This is a genomic window from Capnocytophaga sp. (genome assembly GCF_030532915.1).
Classification (GTDB): domain Bacteria; phylum Bacteroidota; class Bacteroidia; order Flavobacteriales; family Flavobacteriaceae; genus Capnocytophaga.
Map to the genome: position 1 here is coordinate 84,120 of NZ_JAUNKD010000008.1, position 14,698 is coordinate 98,817.

Genomic DNA, 14,698 nt, shown 5'->3' on the forward strand with positions numbered 1-14,698 from the left:
CAAACAATGAAAATAGTTAATAAATACATAATAGCGATTGCAGGAGCTTTAACGCTGGGTAGTTGTGTTGATTTGGATCAGTCTCCGTACGAAAGCATCGCAGTGGGCAGAACTTTTAAAAACATACGTGATATAGAGTTGTGGCGCAACGGTATGTACGTTAAACTTCGTAACCAAGTGTACGGAGAGTATATGCTCTATAATGACATACAAGGTGATTTAATCAATGCGCTGCGGAGCCATTACGCTGAAGGATATGGTCCTATACATCGTTGGGAAACGCTAAACTCATCTCACTCCGGATTCAACAGCATATGGTCAGGGGCATATAGTCTTATTTCCAATGCCAATGTCGCTTTGGAGGGGCAGGCAAACATCACACCTAAAAATGATGCTGAGCGTTTACAACTCAATCTTTATATTGGTGAGATACATTTAGCACGGGCGTATATGTACACCCGTTTGGTAACTTCTTTCTGTAAAATCTATGACCCTGCTACAGCATCATCTGATTTAGGCGTTCCGTTAGAAAAGGTTTACAACGTAAAAACCCAAAACAAAAGAGCTACCGTGCAAGAGGTTTATGATTTTATTCTTGAAGACATTGCAAAGGCTGAAAAACTATTGAATTTGAAAGATGCAAATGGAGCTATGATTCAATTGCCTTGGGAAATGCCCCAACCTCAACCACAGCCTCGACCCGGTGCTGAAGTCTTTACCATTGATGCGGCAAAAGCTCTTAAAGCTCGTGTGTTGCTCTTTATGGGAAGATGGAAAGAGGCTCAAGAAGTTGCCGAAAGTTTATTGGCAAATTATCCGTTAGCACAAAATGCTTCCACTCTTCAAGACATTTGGTATAAAGATAACGGACAAGAAAGTATTACACAATTGTTCGTATCTATCCAAGACCAATTGCCATCAGAAAATAGCATTTATGCAGCGTTAACGGAAGGAAATTACAGCCCTCAATTTATCCCAAGTCAATGGGTGGTTGATTTGTACGAAGACACCGATTACAGAAAAGCTGTTTATTTCAAGAAAACAGATGTAAGAATTGGTTTTGGAAGTACAAAAGTGCCTAATATTCAGATTATTAACAAGTTTCCTGGAAATCCCACTTTACAGTCGGGCAGTGAACCTAGATATGCTCACGCACCAAAAGTTTTTCGTATTGCCGAAATGTATTTGATAGCCAGTGAAGCCGCTTTCAAGAAGGGTGACGAAACAAAAGCTCGTGAACACCTAAACACGTTAAGACAGGCACGCGGGCTTTCAGCGGTTACCGCCTCTGGAAATGCTCTTTGGGAAGAAATCAAAAACGAGCGCTTGCGTGAATTAGCGTTTGAAGGCTTCCGATTACTCGACTTAAAACGTTGGAAAGAGCCCGTAATACGCAAAGAACCCCAACAACAAGCGATGAGTATATTGTCAAAAACTCCTGTAAATCAGTTTTATGAGCTGAATCGCTCGGCTGATGATTTCAAGTTTGTGTGGCCTATTCCCGCTTGGGATAAAAAACACGGAGAATTACAACAAAATCCGGGATGGTAATAAATTAGTGTTTCATACATTTGCCGGGCTTGCGCATTGCGCAAGTTCGGTTTTTTTATGGTTTAAAGTGGTTTGAGTATTTTGAGAGTGGTTGAAAATCAACGTTTATTGTATATAAATTTGAGTTTTTGTGGGGTGTAGTTTTCAAAAGCCTTATCAGAGCTTACCAGTGCTATTTTCTCAGTAATGGCCTGTGAGATAATAAAACGGTCAATGAGGTCGGTTTTTTCTTCGATTATGTTTAGTGTTGCATAAGTTTGGGTGTGTTCGTTTTTGGTGTGGAGAATTTTAAAATCCAACTCATTTGTGATAAAGTCAAATATTTGTTGGGTGGTTTTGAATTTTGTTTTTAGCTTACCCTTCTCAAATAAGTATTTAATTTCCATTAGGCTTAATGAACTAACGTATAAGACATTGTGATAATCTTCTAAAATACTTTTTGTGTCTTTTGAAATGTCGTCATTCTTTTCAGTGAATGATGAAGATAACGATATTGGTATCCAATAAACATCTCATACGGATTATTTTAAAACGGCTTTCATATCCAAAATTTTAATATATCCTCCTTCGGCTTTAATTTTTCTCATAAAATATCCGGCTTTGGAAATTCTTTTGCCGTTTTCGTCGTAAAAAATAGTCTTTTTTTTCTGTAGTTTTTTCAGGTTTATCCAAAACGGACTTCTTTTCTGATTTTTTAGTTGTTGCGTTCATAACTTTATATTTTTTGCAAAGGTACGAAAAAAATCATTCCGACAGCAAAAGCGTTTTTAGCGGGGAATGTATTTATAAATAAAGCAGTAACAGTGAGTTATAAAATCAACGTTTGTTGTATATAAATTTGAGTTTTTGTGGGGTGTAGCACTCAAATTTTTTATCCGAAGAGATTAAAATAAGTTTATCGCTAATGGCGTGTGATATGATGGAATGGTCAAACGGGTCATTATGTCCCGAAACGATTTCCAATTTTGACAGCGTTTTTGCCTGTTCTGCTCCGAAAGGCAAAATGGTAAAGTAAAAATCATTCACAATGGCTTTAATCATAGCTTCTGCCGTTTTGTATTTCGGTCGAATTTTTCCGATACGAAACAGTTGTACCAGCTCCATTGCCGTAACAGAGCTCACGTATATTTGGTTTGTATAATCATCAATGATATCTTGCACGTTTTCGTTTAAATTGGCTTTGTCCGTAATCAGAAAAGCCATTATATTCGTGTCTATCAAATACCTACCCATAAAGCTATTATTTTAAAACGGCTTTCATATCTAAAATTTTGCCGGTACCTGACAGTAACCGCATCATATATCCGGCTCTGGAAATTCTTTTACCGTTTTCGTCGTAAAAAATGGTTTCTTTTTTTTCTGTAGTTTTTTCAGGTTTATCCAAAACGGACTTCTTTTCTGATTTTTTAGTTGTTGCGTTCATAACTTTATATTTTTTGCAAAGGTACGAAAAAATAAAACAGGTTGTGATTTGAGTTTTTTTGAAAATCGTATTGTTCCGTATCTCAATCGTTTTTGGTGTTACCGGTCATTCCACCGCTTAGGGCAAATTCCATTGCTTTGTGAGCCGAAAGCCCTTCGGCAGGTTTTATGTTTTCGGCTGCGGTAACAATAACCCAACCCGAAATGGCATACGAGTGCGGCAAATACACGCTCACCATCGCTTGCATATTGGCAAAGCTCATATCTTCCTGTGTAAGAAAACCAATGCGCCAAACCTCGGGCTGGTTCTGCACTTTTACCCATACCGGATTGTTAAACTTCCGATTATCACCAACAAACGAAGTCAGTACGTCTTTGATAGATGAATAAATAAATTTGATGCCGGGGGTGTGTTCAAGCAGGTAATCCAGCCAGCCCACAAGCAGCCTGCCCAGAAAAAATTTGCTCCCAATAAAACCGATGAGCGTCGTGCTTAAAAACAACAGTACAAAAACCGCACCGGGATATTCCTTTGAAATGCCGGGGATAAGGTTATCCACGCTTGAAAATATCGCCCAGATAATCCAAATGGTAGCGCTTAAAGGACCTATAATTAAAATACCTTGCAGAAAGTAGCGCAGAAACACACTGAAAAAGCCGTTAATTTTCATCGTTTTTCGGCAAAGGTAAAAGAAAAAAAGCAATGTACAATCATTTTGGCAATCACAGCTGATTTTTTTTCACAAGTCTATACTTACGCCGAAAAAACGAACCAAAAATTTGGACAACACAAAAAAAGTAGTACATTTGCCCTGATAATTTTTAAAATTCAAACGCAATATGAAAAAGATTTTATTCGTTTTATCAGTGATGGTCAGTGCTTTAACGTATGCACAAACCGAAAAAGGAAGTTTCTTTGTAGGGTCTGATTTTGGACTTTCTTACACATCAGAAAGCACCGTTATCCGAAGAGATGGTAACAAATCAGCCGATGTTACAACTTCAACATTTAAAATCGCTCCGAATGCCAATTATTTTATTATTAATAACTTGGCGGTAGGTTTGGGCTTGGAGTACCAATACTCAAAAGTGAAAGGAGCCAGTTCGTCAACCAATGCATTTGCCATTGCCCCTAACGCACACTATTTCTTCCCGTTAGGTGGTGATATTGTTCCGTTTGTAGGAGCCAAAGTTGGCTACGGTACATTATCAAGAGGCGATAGCGACGCTCAAAAATACAGAGGTTTGATTGCCGGAGCAAAAGCCGGTGTGGCTTACTTCTTAAATGAAGGTTTTGCCCTAACAGGCTTTTTGGGGTATGATTACAAAAGCTATACAAATGTGCAAGACAGAAAGGTAGAACTCAATAGTGGTACGTTTGGCGTAGGTATTGGTGTGGCTTTGTTCTATTAATATCAAATAAAGTTGAAAACCGTATTAAAAGAGTTGTCCTTCGGCAGCTCTTTTTGTTTATTACAAAAAAAGCGCTATCTTTCGGCGCAAAATCAAATAAAGGATTATAAAATAACATATCAAAACGAATTATGAACAAGATGCAGAAAAAAATGGTTCCGCTGGGATGTTTGTTGCTGGCAGTGGCTTGCAATCAGCCTGAAAAACAGCCTTCAACTGAAAAAATCACCTATCCGCAAACCAAAAAAGTGGACACGACCGATGTTTATTTCGGTGCGGAAGTGAAAGACCCCTATCGCTGGCTTGAAGACGATCGTAGTGAAGAAACCGCCCAGTGGGTAAAAGCCCAAAATGAAGTTACCTTCGGTTATCTGAAAAAAATTCCGTATCGGGAAGTCATTCAGAAAAAACTTGAAAAAATCTGGAATTACGAAAAAATCGGTGCACCCTTCAAAGAAGGCGATTACACCTATTATTATAAAAACGACGGATTGCAAAACCAAAGCGTGTTGTACCGCAAAGACAAAGACGGCAAGGAAGAAGTTTTCTTGAATCCGAATGAATTTTCAAAAGACGGAACAACCTCGCTCGGCGGATTGAGTTTCTCTAAGGACGGCTCGCTCTTGGCATATCTCATCTCCGAAGGCGGAAGCGATTGGCGAAAACTCATCGTTATCAAAACCCAAACCAAAGAAGTGGTGGGCGATACGCTGGTTGATATTAAGTTCAGCGGTGCTTCGTGGAACGGCAACGACGGGTTTTATTATTCCAGCTACGACAAACCCAAAGGAAGCGAGCTCTCGGCAAAAACCGATACGCACAAGTTGTACTATCATAAATTAGGAACGGCGCAAAAAGACGATAAACTCATTTTTGGCGGAACGCCCGAGCAAAAATACCGCTACGTTTCGGGTGAAATTTCGGATGACGGGAAGTTTTTGTTCATTTCGGGGGCAAATTCAACTTCGGGTAACAAATTGTTTGTTAAGGATTTATCCAAACCGAATTCCGATTTCGTGAGCATCACCGAAACCTTTGACAACGACACGCAGGTGATTGATAGTAAAGGAGGCAAGTTGTTTTTAATTACTAATTTAAATGCACCTAACAAGCGTTTGGTAAGCGTTGATGCTTCCAACCCCAAACCCGCAAACTGGAAAGACATTATTGCCGAAACCGAAAATGTATTATCTGTTTCATTGGCAGGCGATTACTTTTTTGCTAAATACATCGTTGATGCCGTTTCAAAAGTGAAACAATATGATTATGAAGGGAAATTAATCCGCGAGGTGGCGCTTCCGGGCGTGGGTTCTGCCGGTGGTTTTTCTGCCAAAAAAGAAGATACCGATGCTTATTTTTCATTCACGAATTACAATACGCCGTCTAAAATCTATAAAATCGACTTAAAATCAGGAAACTATGATTTATATTGGGAGCCTAAAATTGATTTTAATTCCGATAATTACGAATCAAAACAAGTGTTTTACACCTCAAAAGACGGTACAAAAGTTCCGATGATTATCACCTATAAAAAAGGAACGCCCCTAAACGGAAAAAATCCTACCATATTATATGGTTACGGCGGGTTTAACATCAGCCTGACGCCTTCGTTTAGCGTTTCCAACGCCGTATGGCTTGACAATGGCGGTGTGTATGCGGTTGCCAATCTTCGCGGAGGCGGTGAATACGGCAAAAAATGGCACGATGCCGGCACTAAAATGCAAAAACAAAACGTGTTTGATGATTTTATCGCAGCCGCGGAATATTTAATTGCCCAGAAATACACCTCTTCCGAGCATTTGGCTATTCACGGAGGTTCAAACGGCGGGCTGCTCGTAGGGGCAACAATGACCCAACGCCCCGATTTGATGAAAGTGGCGCTTCCTGCCGTGGGCGTGTTGGATATGCTTCGTTATCATACCTTTACAGCCGGAGCCGGTTGGGCGTATGACTATGGTAAAGCCGACGACAGCAAAGAAATGTTTGAATATTTGAAAGCCTATTCACCCGTTCATAACGTAAAAGAAGGCATTCAATATCCCGCCACGATGGTAACCACCGGCGACCACGATGACCGCGTAGTGCCGGCGCATAGTTACAAATTCGCAGCCGAATTGCAAAGCAAACAAAGCGGTAACAACCCCGTGTTAATCCGCATTGAAACCAACGCCGGACACGGAGCAGGCACGCCCGTGAGCAAAATAATTGAGCAGGCAGCCGATATGCAGGCCTTCATTTTATGGAATGTGGGCGTGACAGAATTGAAATAATTCCGTAAAAAAGGAAGAAAAATCAGCTTCCAAATTACACTCAATTGCAAAAAAGCTGTTTTCATCATTCCAAAAAACGGCTTTTTTGCCTTTTTTGGGTTGTTGATAAAAATAATGTTTTGTTAAAAAATTGATTTTGTCATCACTTTTTTATTTGGTTTTTTTTAGATATTTGGGCATTTCCTATTAAAGAATTGTAAAATTAGTGTTAAACTTAATTGGTCGAGGATAAATTTCAAGGAAACTGTGTTGCAGATGTGAAAATAATTATCTACGTTTGCAACCTGAAATAATGTGAATTTAAACAATGTTTATGGCAAGAAAAATATTTGTAATGCTACTGATGCTTGTTGTAGTTTACGCTTGCGGTCGAGGTGGAGATAACAAAGGAGAGCTTGTTGGGGTAAAAGGCAAGAGTTGGAAACAACCCAAACCTTACGGTATGACGCTGATTCCCAGTGGGTCTTTCATTATGGGAAGCTCCGATGATGACAGGGCAGGAAGTATGAATGCCCCTGTGAAGACGGTTAGTGTCGGCTCATTCTATATGGATGAAACCGAAATCACTAATAGTGAGTACCGTCAGTTTGTGAATTGGGTACGTGACTCAATCATCCGTACTAACCTGGCTGAGTTGGCTGAACAAACCGGTCAATCCAGTGGAGGCGTGGGTGATTACGCTTACCAAAATGCAAATTCTGAGAAATTAACGCCTTATGAGCAATATTTGCAAAACACTTACGGTGATGAGCGCAGTCGTCGTCTCAACCGAAAAGTAAACCTTATTTGGGATACTAAAAAGTTCCCTGATGAGTATTACTCAGAGGTAATGGATCAGATGTATTTGCCCGAAGAACAATCGTATAACGGAAAGCGCATTATGGATGTTGAAAAGTTCGTTTTCAAATACCAGTGGTTAGATATGGAGAAAGCCGCTCGTGCCAAAGGAAACCGAAAAGACTTTATCAAAGAAGAGTTGGTAAAGGTATATCCTGACACAACGGTTTGGATTCGTGACTTCAACTACTCATATAATGAGCCGATGCACAACGATTATTTTTGGCACGAAGCCTACGGAGAGTATCCGGTGGTGGGTGTGAGCTGGATTCAGGCAAAGGCATTTTGTGAGTGGCGAACCTTAAACAAAAACTCATACCAAAAAGCAAAGGGGAATGACCAAGTAAATGCATTCCGTTTGCCGATTGAGTCAGAGTGGGAATATGCCGCACGCGGAGGGCTTGAAGGAGCTACCTATCCGTGGGGAGGACCCTACACAACTGACGACAGAGGTTGCTTCTTGGCAAACTTTAAACCTTTGCGCGGTGACTATGCTTCTGATAATGCTTTGTACACCGTTGAAGCAAAATCGTATGAACCAAACGGATACAACCTGTACAATATGGCAGGAAACGTTTCGGAGTGGACAAACACTTCATACGACCCCAACTCATACGAGTATATGTCAACAATGAACCCCAGTGTGATTGACGAGAAAAACAAACGAAAAGTAATTCGTGGTGGTTCGTGGAAAGACGTGGCGTATATGCTTCGTGTAAACACACGTGATTTTGAATATCAAGATTCAGCACGTAGTTACATCGGGTTCAGAACCGTACAAGACTTTATGGGGGTGAGCGAATCACAACAAGCCAAGAGCGCAAGAGGTTTTAGATAATCTCAAAACAAAATCAAGAAATTAAATTAAGTAAACAAATATATTAAAAACAACATTTAAATACTTTATCTTATGGCAAAAGGGAATACAGGAAGAAAAAAAATCTTCAACGCAGTTTACAGCATCGGGGCGTCAGTCGTTATCTTGGGTGCATTGTTCAAATTAACTCACTGGAGCTTTGGTCCGCTTAACGGAACCGTTCTATTGGCAGTGGGGCTAATTACAGAGGCTATAATCTTTTTTATCGCAGCATTTGAGCCTGTTGAAGAAGAATATGACTGGTCATTGGTGTATCCGGAATTGGCAGGAGGCGCTGCACGTCAAAACTTTGCAAAAGCAGCTCCTGTTCAAGAGAAAGAAGACAAAATTTTGAAAGAGTCGCTTTCACAAAAACTTGACGGAATTTTAGCCGAAGCAAAATTAGACGCTAACCTAATGCGTTCATTAGGACGTTCAATTGAAAACTTTGCCGGTGCAGCTAAAGAAATTGCTCCGGTGGCAGACTCAATGGCAGCAACTCACAAATACGGTGAAGAGCTTTCATTGGCAGCAACTCACTTAGAATCATTAAACAGTCTTTACAAATTACAATTAGAAAGAACCGAAAATCAAGTTACTGCACAAGCAGGCGTGGTTGATAACTTAAACTCATTGAACGAGCAAATGTTGTCATTCAAAAACAACTTGAAATCGCTAAATACAGTTTACGGAGGAATGTTATCTGCTATGGGTAAATAATTTAGTTTTTTTAGTAACAATTTAAAAAAATAATACTATGGCAGGAGGAAAATTAAGTCCCAGACAGAGGATGATTAACCTTATGTATTTGGTCTTTATCGCAATGCTTGCATTGAATATGGGTAAAGAGGTGCTAAATGCATTCGGGTTAGTCAATGAAAAATTTGAAGCATCAAACCGAAAAGCAAACGAAGATAACAACGCCGCAATGCAAACTTTGAAAGAAAAGTTAGATGAAAACAAAGCGTTATGGCAAGATAACTACGATAAAGCAAAACTCGTTAAAAGTGCTTCGGATGTGTTTTATGACCATATTCAAGGAATCAAAGGCGGGTTAAACACCACCATTGAAGAGGCAAAAGATGCCGCTACCGGTAAAATTGATTACCAAAAATTGGATAAATCAGAATATACCGACGGAATCTTCTTTAAAGGAGAAGGGTATGCCGAAAAAGGTCAGCAGTTCGTAGATGCTATTGAAACCTACAAAAAATCAATAAAAGAAATTTTGGGCGACGACCCGAGATACAAACCCGTTATTGACAAAATCAACAGAGAGTTTAGCACCGCTGATGAAAAGAAAACGGACGGAACCACACAAAAATGGTTGAATTACAACTTTGAAGGCTTCCCATACGTTGCATCACTTGCCAAACTTTCAATGATGCAGTCAGATATCCGTACCATTGAGCAAGATTTTTATAGCGCCGCTTTGGAAGGAGCTTTAAAACAACAAGTTTCAATGACCAACTATACCACTTTGCTTGAACAATCAAAAGGTGCGTACTATCAAGGTGAGAAGTTTGACGGGGCTATCGTTTTAGGTAGAAAAGATGCCACTACACGTCCTAACTCAGTTGAGTTGAAGTTAGACGGGCGTCCGCTTACACCTTCTGATTACACCATTGAAGACGGTCGTGTTAAGTTGAACGTAGGTGCAGGTAATGCAGGTGAGCACAAAATTGAAGGAAATTTATATTTTGATCAAGATGGTGAGCGTATTGCAGTAGCTGTAAGTCAATCGTTTTCAACTATCCCGAAACCGAATGCTGCCGTAATTTCAGCCGATAAAATGAATGTGGTGTACCGCGGTGTTGATAACCCGATTACCATTTCAATGCCGGGCGTTCCTGATAACAAAATTTCGGCAAGTGCTGCCGGTTTGTCAAAAAAATCAGGTACAAATTACGTAATGCGACCCGGTCAAGGGCGTGAGGTTACCATTAACGTAACAGGTGAAATTGACGGGAAAAAATTCTCATCTTCACGTCAGTTCCGAATTAAAAATTTACCGCGCCCTGTTGCAAAAATTGCGGGCGAAATCGGTAATGTTAAATTACCAAAAGCAAACTTGGCAGTCGTTCCTATTGAGGCTGCAATGGAAGATTTTGATTTTGACTTGAAAGTGCGTGTGAAATCATTCAAAGTTTCTGTTCCGGGACAACCAAGTGTTCAGGTTAATGGAGGTAGAATGAACGACCAAGCAAAATCTGTTTTAAATAGAGCAAAACGCGGTGATGTGATTCAAATCTTTGACATTTCAGCCGAAATTGTAGGTAATTCAAGTTATCACTTGCCTAAAGTTGCTCCTATTTCAGTAGAGATAACAAACTAAAAATATGATTATGTTTAATTGGAAAAGTATCGGTTTATGTATTGTTGCCCTTTTTGCTTTTCAGCAATCTTCGGCTCAGTTTAACCTCTTGAACGCAAGAGAAGTAAATGAAATTGGAGAAAAAAGTGAAGCTCAAATTGAGGCTGACAACGACAAACCACTGCCTTATGGATATGTGGATGACAGAGACATTCTTTGGTCTGTTGAAGTATGGGAAATAATTGATTTGAACGAAAGAATGAACTTCCCGTTGCTTTTCCCGACAGACACCCTTGATGTGGATTCGTATCGTCGTTCGCTTTACGATGTGTTGTTGAAAAACATCAAAAACGGAAAATTAAAGGATGTTTACGTTGATTCGTACTTCACGGAAAAAAGAACATTCAATGATTTGAGTGCAGCCCTGTCAAAAGTGGACACACTTTCAGCAGGTTACGACCAACTCAATGCCGGAGAATCGCTTTCTCCGGAGTACGTAACACGCCGAAATTTAGAAGCGGCTGACATCGCTCAGTATCGCATCAGAGGGCTTTGGTACTTTGATAAGCGTCAAGGCGAATTAAAGTATCGTTTGTTGGCAATTGCGCCCGTAGCTCCCGATGTGAACTTCATTGATGCTGATGACGCAACGGGTTCTGCCTTAGTGGAATTGTTCTGGGTGTTCTACCCGCAAGCGCGCGAGGTATTGCACGAGGCAAAAACCTTTAACCGTAAGAATAATGCCAAACCAATGTCATTTGACCATTTGCTCAACGCGCGATTGTTCAGTGCCGTTATCTATAAGGAAGCCAACGTTTACGGCGACAGACCGATTAAGGACTATCTGCCAGACAACTCACTTTTCCAACTTTTGGAATCGGATAAAATCAAAGAATCAATCCGAAGTAAAGAACAAGATATGTGGGCTAATTAATTTAAATTCACAGAAATATCTTTATAAAACTGTTTTAAGAACAACTCTGTTTTTAAAACAGTTTTTTTATTGCGAGATATAAATTACTTTTGCGCGAAAATTAATCTGATTTTTATGTTTGATTTTATCGTTGTAGGCGCGGGTTTGGCGGGGGTTACTTTTTGTAACTTACTGGAAAAGAATCGTAAATCGTTTTGCATTATCAGTAACAACTCGCAAATTGCAAGTTTGGTTGCCGGAGGGGTTTACAATCCCGTTGTTTTAAAGCGTTTTACGCCTGTTTGGAAAGCCGATGAGCAAATGCAACTTTTAACGCATTTTTACGCCGAAATTGAGCAAAAAATCAACGCAAAAATCAATATTCCCATTCCGGTTTTACGAAAATTCACTTCGGTGGAAGAGCAAAACAACTGGTTTTGTGCTTCTGATAAAAACACACTTGCGGCTTATCTGAATCCGAATGTTATTTCAGTAGATAAAAACCACCTTCCGGCACCATTTGGTTTTGGACAGGTGTGGCAAACGGGCAGGCTGGACGTAAAAACCTATCTCAATGCGTGCCTTACTCGCTGGAAAAACGAGGGCGTATTCCATCAAAAAACCTTTGATTACAGTGAGTTACAAATTACTGATACAGCGATTCACTACAAATCCGTACCGGCTAAAAACATTGTTTTTTGTGAAGGTTACGGAATTGTGAAAAATCCTTTTTTCAATTACCTGCCAATGAAACCCTGCAAAGGTGAAACATTAACGATTTATGTGCCTGATTTGCAATTAAAAGAAATCGTTAAAAGCGATGGCGTAATGCTCCCGATGGGTAATGATTTTTACAAAATTGGGGCTACTTACCGGTGGGATGATTTAAGTGATACCATTACCGATGAAGCGCGCAGCGAATTAATCGAAAAACTCAACAAATTGATAACCTGCCGATACGAAATTGTGGAGCAGGAAGCCGCCATTCGCCCGACCGTTTCAGACCGTCGCCCATTGGTGGGGAAGCATCCTAATTACAACAACGTTTGGATTATCAACGGATTAGGTACGCGTGGCGTGATGAATGCTCCATTTACGGCAACAGCGCTTTACAACAAGGTTTTTAACGATACGGAAATTGATAACGAGATGAATATCAGCCGATATCAACATTATAATAAATAGTTTAAAAGAACAAGAATGAAAATACTTCATTTAGACACAAATCATCCGTTACTAATTGAGCAACTTGCACAAAACGGATTTGAAAATCACGAAGATTACACCGGCACCAAGGCGGAAGTGGAGCGCAAAATCCATTTGTATGACGGCATTGTGTTGCGCAGTCGTTTTTCTATTGATAAATCGTTCATCGAAAAAGCCACAAACCTCAAATTTATAGCGCGTGTGGGGGCGGGATTGGAAAATATTGATTGTGAGTTTGCTCAGAGCAAAGGTATTGAGCTGATTGCTTCCCCCGAAGGAAACCGAAATGCGGTGGGCGAGCATACGTTGGGAATGTTGCTGGCGTTGCTCAACAAATTCAAAAAAGCCGATACCGAAATCAGGCAAGGAGTGTGGTTGCGTGAAGAAAATCGCGGTTGGGAGCTCGACTATAAAACCGTGGGCATTATTGGTTACGGAAATATGGGAAAAGCCTTTGCTAAGAAATTGCAAGGGTTTGATTGTCAAGTGATTTGTTACGACATCAAACCTGATGTGGGCGATAAAAACGCACGGCAGGTGTCGCTTGACGAATTTTTCCAAAAAGCGGAAATCGTCAGTTTGCACACGCCACAAACTCCGCTTACACTGAAAATGGTAAACGCCGATTTTATCAATCGCTTTGCCAATCCGTTTTGGTTGCTCAATACGGCTCGGGGTAAAAGTGTGGTTACCAGTGATTTAGTTCAAGCACTACAATCCGGAAAAATATTAGGTGCAGGGCTTGATGTGTTGGAATACGAAAAATCGTCGTTTGAAGATTTCTTTTCTGATGACAACCTTCCCAACGATTTTAAATATTTGTTGCAAGCCGATAACGTGATGCTCACGCCACATATTGCCGGATGGACTATCGAAAGCAAAACAAAATTAGCGCAAGTAATTGTAGATAAGATTGTTACAAGATTTTCGTAATGGTAGGCATCAAACTAAATTGCTTGAAATGGTTTAATGTAACTTGAACCATTTCAGGCAATTGACTTATTTTCAGAATCTGTAACCGATGCGTGCATCAAAGTTTAGATTAATCCCGAGATGGTTTCCTTCTTGGGTAAGATACTGCGGAAGGAGGATAGTGCCTTCCGTTGTTGCGGGTGCATCCGTCCGGATTACTTCCGAGAACGCAACGTTGCGCATTCGCAAGCCGATTCCTGATTTTATCAGCTATGATTGATTATTTTTTTCTGTGTTGTTTGATTTTTAAATCTGGAAAATGACTTATTTTACTTTTGAGGAAATTTTTAGGTACGATGTAACTTAAAAATAGAGTAACCAACACGACTGACACCAAGTTACAAAACAAGTTCAGTTCTGAATAGATAGCCTTCATTAAAAGAACTCCCCAAGCCAAGGTAATGACAAATGAAAAGAATATTGCAATTTTTGAAGTAGATATGTTAGCTCCTGTATGAGGTTTTAGATAATTATTTTGAATTTTTTTGTTCGCAAATACAAAATAAACCCTATCTTCGTTGTCTAAATTTAGAGTGTTTTCTTCACAATCATTAATAAGCATAATGAAGTTGATATTCCAAAAATAATATCCTTTACTTGACCAATATAAAAAAAGAGAAGTTGTGTATCCTAGCACAAGAACGATGGTTTTTTCGGTATCCATTTCTTTGTGGGGTAAGATAGTGTAATATCCCACAAACAAAGCCCCGATGGCTATATAAAAATAAGAAATCCATTTATTAAAATTTTCGTAATGAAAATTTCTTGCTTTGATAAGATAATCATACCTCTCTTTTGATTCCAATCCTCTTTTAATCATAAGTTTATGTAAATTAAAGATAAAAGGGCGAAAAATCTTTCGCCCCTACATTTTTCAAATTAATTGCCGGTCGGTGCTACCGACCCCATAACAAACCTTAATTCGCCGCCGTTTTTAAGCTCTT

Annotated in this window: 15 protein-coding genes; 10 read left to right on the plus strand and 5 right to left on the minus strand. The window is 39.8% G+C overall.

What is annotated here, in order from left to right; genetic code table 11:
- The first annotated feature begins 6 nt into the window (after positions 1–6).
- A complete protein-coding gene (locus Q4D72_RS03985; protein ID WP_303076176.1) occupies positions 7–1,551 on the plus strand; it encodes a RagB/SusD family nutrient uptake outer membrane protein in 1,545 nt (514 codons plus the stop codon).
- 98 nt (positions 1,552–1,649) lie between these two features.
- Here the strand turns inward: Q4D72_RS03985 and Q4D72_RS03990 are convergent, their stop codons facing one another.
- From Q4D72_RS03990 to Q4D72_RS04005, 4 genes are all read right to left on the minus strand, one after another.
- Positions 1,650–2,051 carry a type II toxin-antitoxin system VapC family toxin gene (locus Q4D72_RS03990; RefSeq protein ID WP_368502029.1) on the minus strand — a complete coding sequence of 134 codons (402 nt, stop codon included), beginning with the start codon at positions 2,049–2,051 and terminating at the stop codon, positions 1,650–1,652.
- A gap of 316 nt (positions 2,052–2,367) precedes the next feature.
- Positions 2,368–2,784: a type II toxin-antitoxin system VapC family toxin gene (locus tag Q4D72_RS03995; protein WP_303076178.1), complete on the minus strand. Its 417-nt coding sequence runs from the start codon at positions 2,782–2,784 to the stop codon at positions 2,368–2,370.
- A gap of 7 nt (positions 2,785–2,791) precedes the next feature.
- On the minus strand, positions 2,792–2,974 hold the full coding sequence (locus Q4D72_RS04000) for a hypothetical protein (RefSeq protein ID WP_303076179.1): 183 nt from the start codon (positions 2,972–2,974) through the stop codon (positions 2,792–2,794).
- Positions 2,975–3,056: 82 nt separating this feature from the next.
- Positions 3,057–3,644, minus strand: a complete 588-nt coding sequence (locus Q4D72_RS04005) for a DUF502 domain-containing protein (protein ID WP_303076180.1) — start codon at positions 3,642–3,644, stop codon at positions 3,057–3,059.
- Positions 3,645–3,813: 169 nt separating this feature from the next.
- Here Q4D72_RS04005 and Q4D72_RS04010 point away from each other — a divergent pair, with 169 nt between their 5' ends.
- The 9 genes from Q4D72_RS04010 to Q4D72_RS04050 all read left to right on the plus strand — a co-directional run bounded on the left by Q4D72_RS04010 (position 3,814) and on the right by Q4D72_RS04050 (position 13,974).
- The gene (locus Q4D72_RS04010) at positions 3,814–4,386 is read left to right on the plus strand and encodes an outer membrane beta-barrel protein (RefSeq protein ID WP_303076182.1); all 573 of its coding nucleotides are present in this window, start codon (positions 3,814–3,816) and stop codon (positions 4,384–4,386) included.
- Between the two features lie 140 nt (positions 4,387–4,526).
- Positions 4,527–6,656, plus strand: coding sequence for a prolyl oligopeptidase family protein (locus tag Q4D72_RS04015; RefSeq protein ID WP_303076184.1), 2,130 nt, complete (start codon positions 4,527–4,529; stop codon positions 6,654–6,656).
- 307 nt (positions 6,657–6,963) lie between these two features.
- Positions 6,964–8,331, plus strand: a complete 1,368-nt coding sequence (gene gldK / locus Q4D72_RS04020) for a gliding motility lipoprotein GldK (protein WP_303076185.1) — start codon at positions 6,964–6,966, stop codon at positions 8,329–8,331.
- Positions 8,332–8,403: 72 nt separating this feature from the next.
- Positions 8,404–9,069, plus strand: coding sequence for a gliding motility protein GldL (gene gldL / locus Q4D72_RS04025; RefSeq protein ID WP_303076187.1), 666 nt, complete (start codon positions 8,404–8,406; stop codon positions 9,067–9,069).
- Between the two features lie 37 nt (positions 9,070–9,106).
- Positions 9,107–10,684 (plus strand): gliding motility protein GldM, encoded by a 1,578-nt coding sequence (gldM, locus tag Q4D72_RS04030; RefSeq protein ID WP_303076189.1) that lies wholly within the window; start codon positions 9,107–9,109, stop codon positions 10,682–10,684.
- Between the two features lie 10 nt (positions 10,685–10,694).
- On the plus strand, positions 10,695–11,597 hold the full coding sequence (gene gldN, locus Q4D72_RS04035) for a gliding motility protein GldN (protein WP_303076205.1): 903 nt from the start codon (positions 10,695–10,697) through the stop codon (positions 11,595–11,597).
- 114 nt (positions 11,598–11,711) lie between these two features.
- The gene (locus Q4D72_RS04040; protein ID WP_303076191.1) at positions 11,712–12,761 is read left to right on the plus strand and encodes an FAD-binding oxidoreductase; all 1,050 of its coding nucleotides are present in this window, start codon (positions 11,712–11,714) and stop codon (positions 12,759–12,761) included.
- A 15-nt stretch (positions 12,762–12,776) separates the two neighbouring features.
- Entirely contained in the window at positions 12,777–13,715 is a 939-nt protein-coding gene (locus Q4D72_RS04045) for a 2-hydroxyacid dehydrogenase (protein ID WP_303076194.1), read from the plus strand.
- Positions 13,716–13,803: 88 nt separating this feature from the next.
- Positions 13,804–13,974, plus strand: a complete 171-nt coding sequence (locus Q4D72_RS04050; RefSeq protein WP_303076196.1) for a hypothetical protein — start codon at positions 13,804–13,806, stop codon at positions 13,972–13,974.
- On the opposite strand, the gene Q4D72_RS04055 is transcribed toward Q4D72_RS04050, so the two are convergent.
- Positions 13,975–14,574: a hypothetical protein gene (locus Q4D72_RS04055; protein WP_303076197.1), complete on the minus strand. Its 600-nt coding sequence runs from the start codon at positions 14,572–14,574 to the stop codon at positions 13,975–13,977.
- Positions 14,575–14,698: the final 124 nt, after the last annotated feature.

Coding starts and splice junctions, on each gene's coding strand:
- Q4D72_RS03985 (WP_303076176.1), top strand. CDS start 7: ATGAAAATAGTTAATAAATACATAATAGCGATTGCAGGAGCTTTAACG.
- Q4D72_RS03995 (WP_303076178.1), bottom strand. CDS start 2,784: ATGGGTAGGTATTTGATAGACACGAATATAATGGCTTTTCTGATTACG.
- Q4D72_RS04000 (WP_303076179.1), bottom strand. CDS start 2,974: ATGAACGCAACAACTAAAAAATCAGAAAAGAAGTCCGTTTTGGATAAA.
- Q4D72_RS04005 (WP_303076180.1), bottom strand. CDS start 3,644: ATGAAAATTAACGGCTTTTTCAGTGTGTTTCTGCGCTACTTTCTGCAA.
- Q4D72_RS04010 (WP_303076182.1), top strand. CDS start 3,814: ATGAAAAAGATTTTATTCGTTTTATCAGTGATGGTCAGTGCTTTAACG.
- Q4D72_RS04015 (WP_303076184.1), top strand. CDS start 4,527: ATGCAGAAAAAAATGGTTCCGCTGGGATGTTTGTTGCTGGCAGTGGCT.
- gldK (WP_303076185.1), top strand. CDS start 6,964: ATGTTTATGGCAAGAAAAATATTTGTAATGCTACTGATGCTTGTTGTA.
- gldL (WP_303076187.1), top strand. CDS start 8,404: ATGGCAAAAGGGAATACAGGAAGAAAAAAAATCTTCAACGCAGTTTAC.
- gldM (WP_303076189.1), top strand. CDS start 9,107: ATGGCAGGAGGAAAATTAAGTCCCAGACAGAGGATGATTAACCTTATG.
- gldN (WP_303076205.1), top strand. CDS start 10,695: ATGTTTAATTGGAAAAGTATCGGTTTATGTATTGTTGCCCTTTTTGCT.
- Q4D72_RS04040 (WP_303076191.1), top strand. CDS start 11,712: ATGTTTGATTTTATCGTTGTAGGCGCGGGTTTGGCGGGGGTTACTTTT.
- Q4D72_RS04045 (WP_303076194.1), top strand. CDS start 12,777: ATGAAAATACTTCATTTAGACACAAATCATCCGTTACTAATTGAGCAA.
- Q4D72_RS04050 (WP_303076196.1), top strand. CDS start 13,804: ATGCGTGCATCAAAGTTTAGATTAATCCCGAGATGGTTTCCTTCTTGG.
- Q4D72_RS04055 (WP_303076197.1), bottom strand. CDS start 14,574: ATGATTAAAAGAGGATTGGAATCAAAAGAGAGGTATGATTATCTTATC.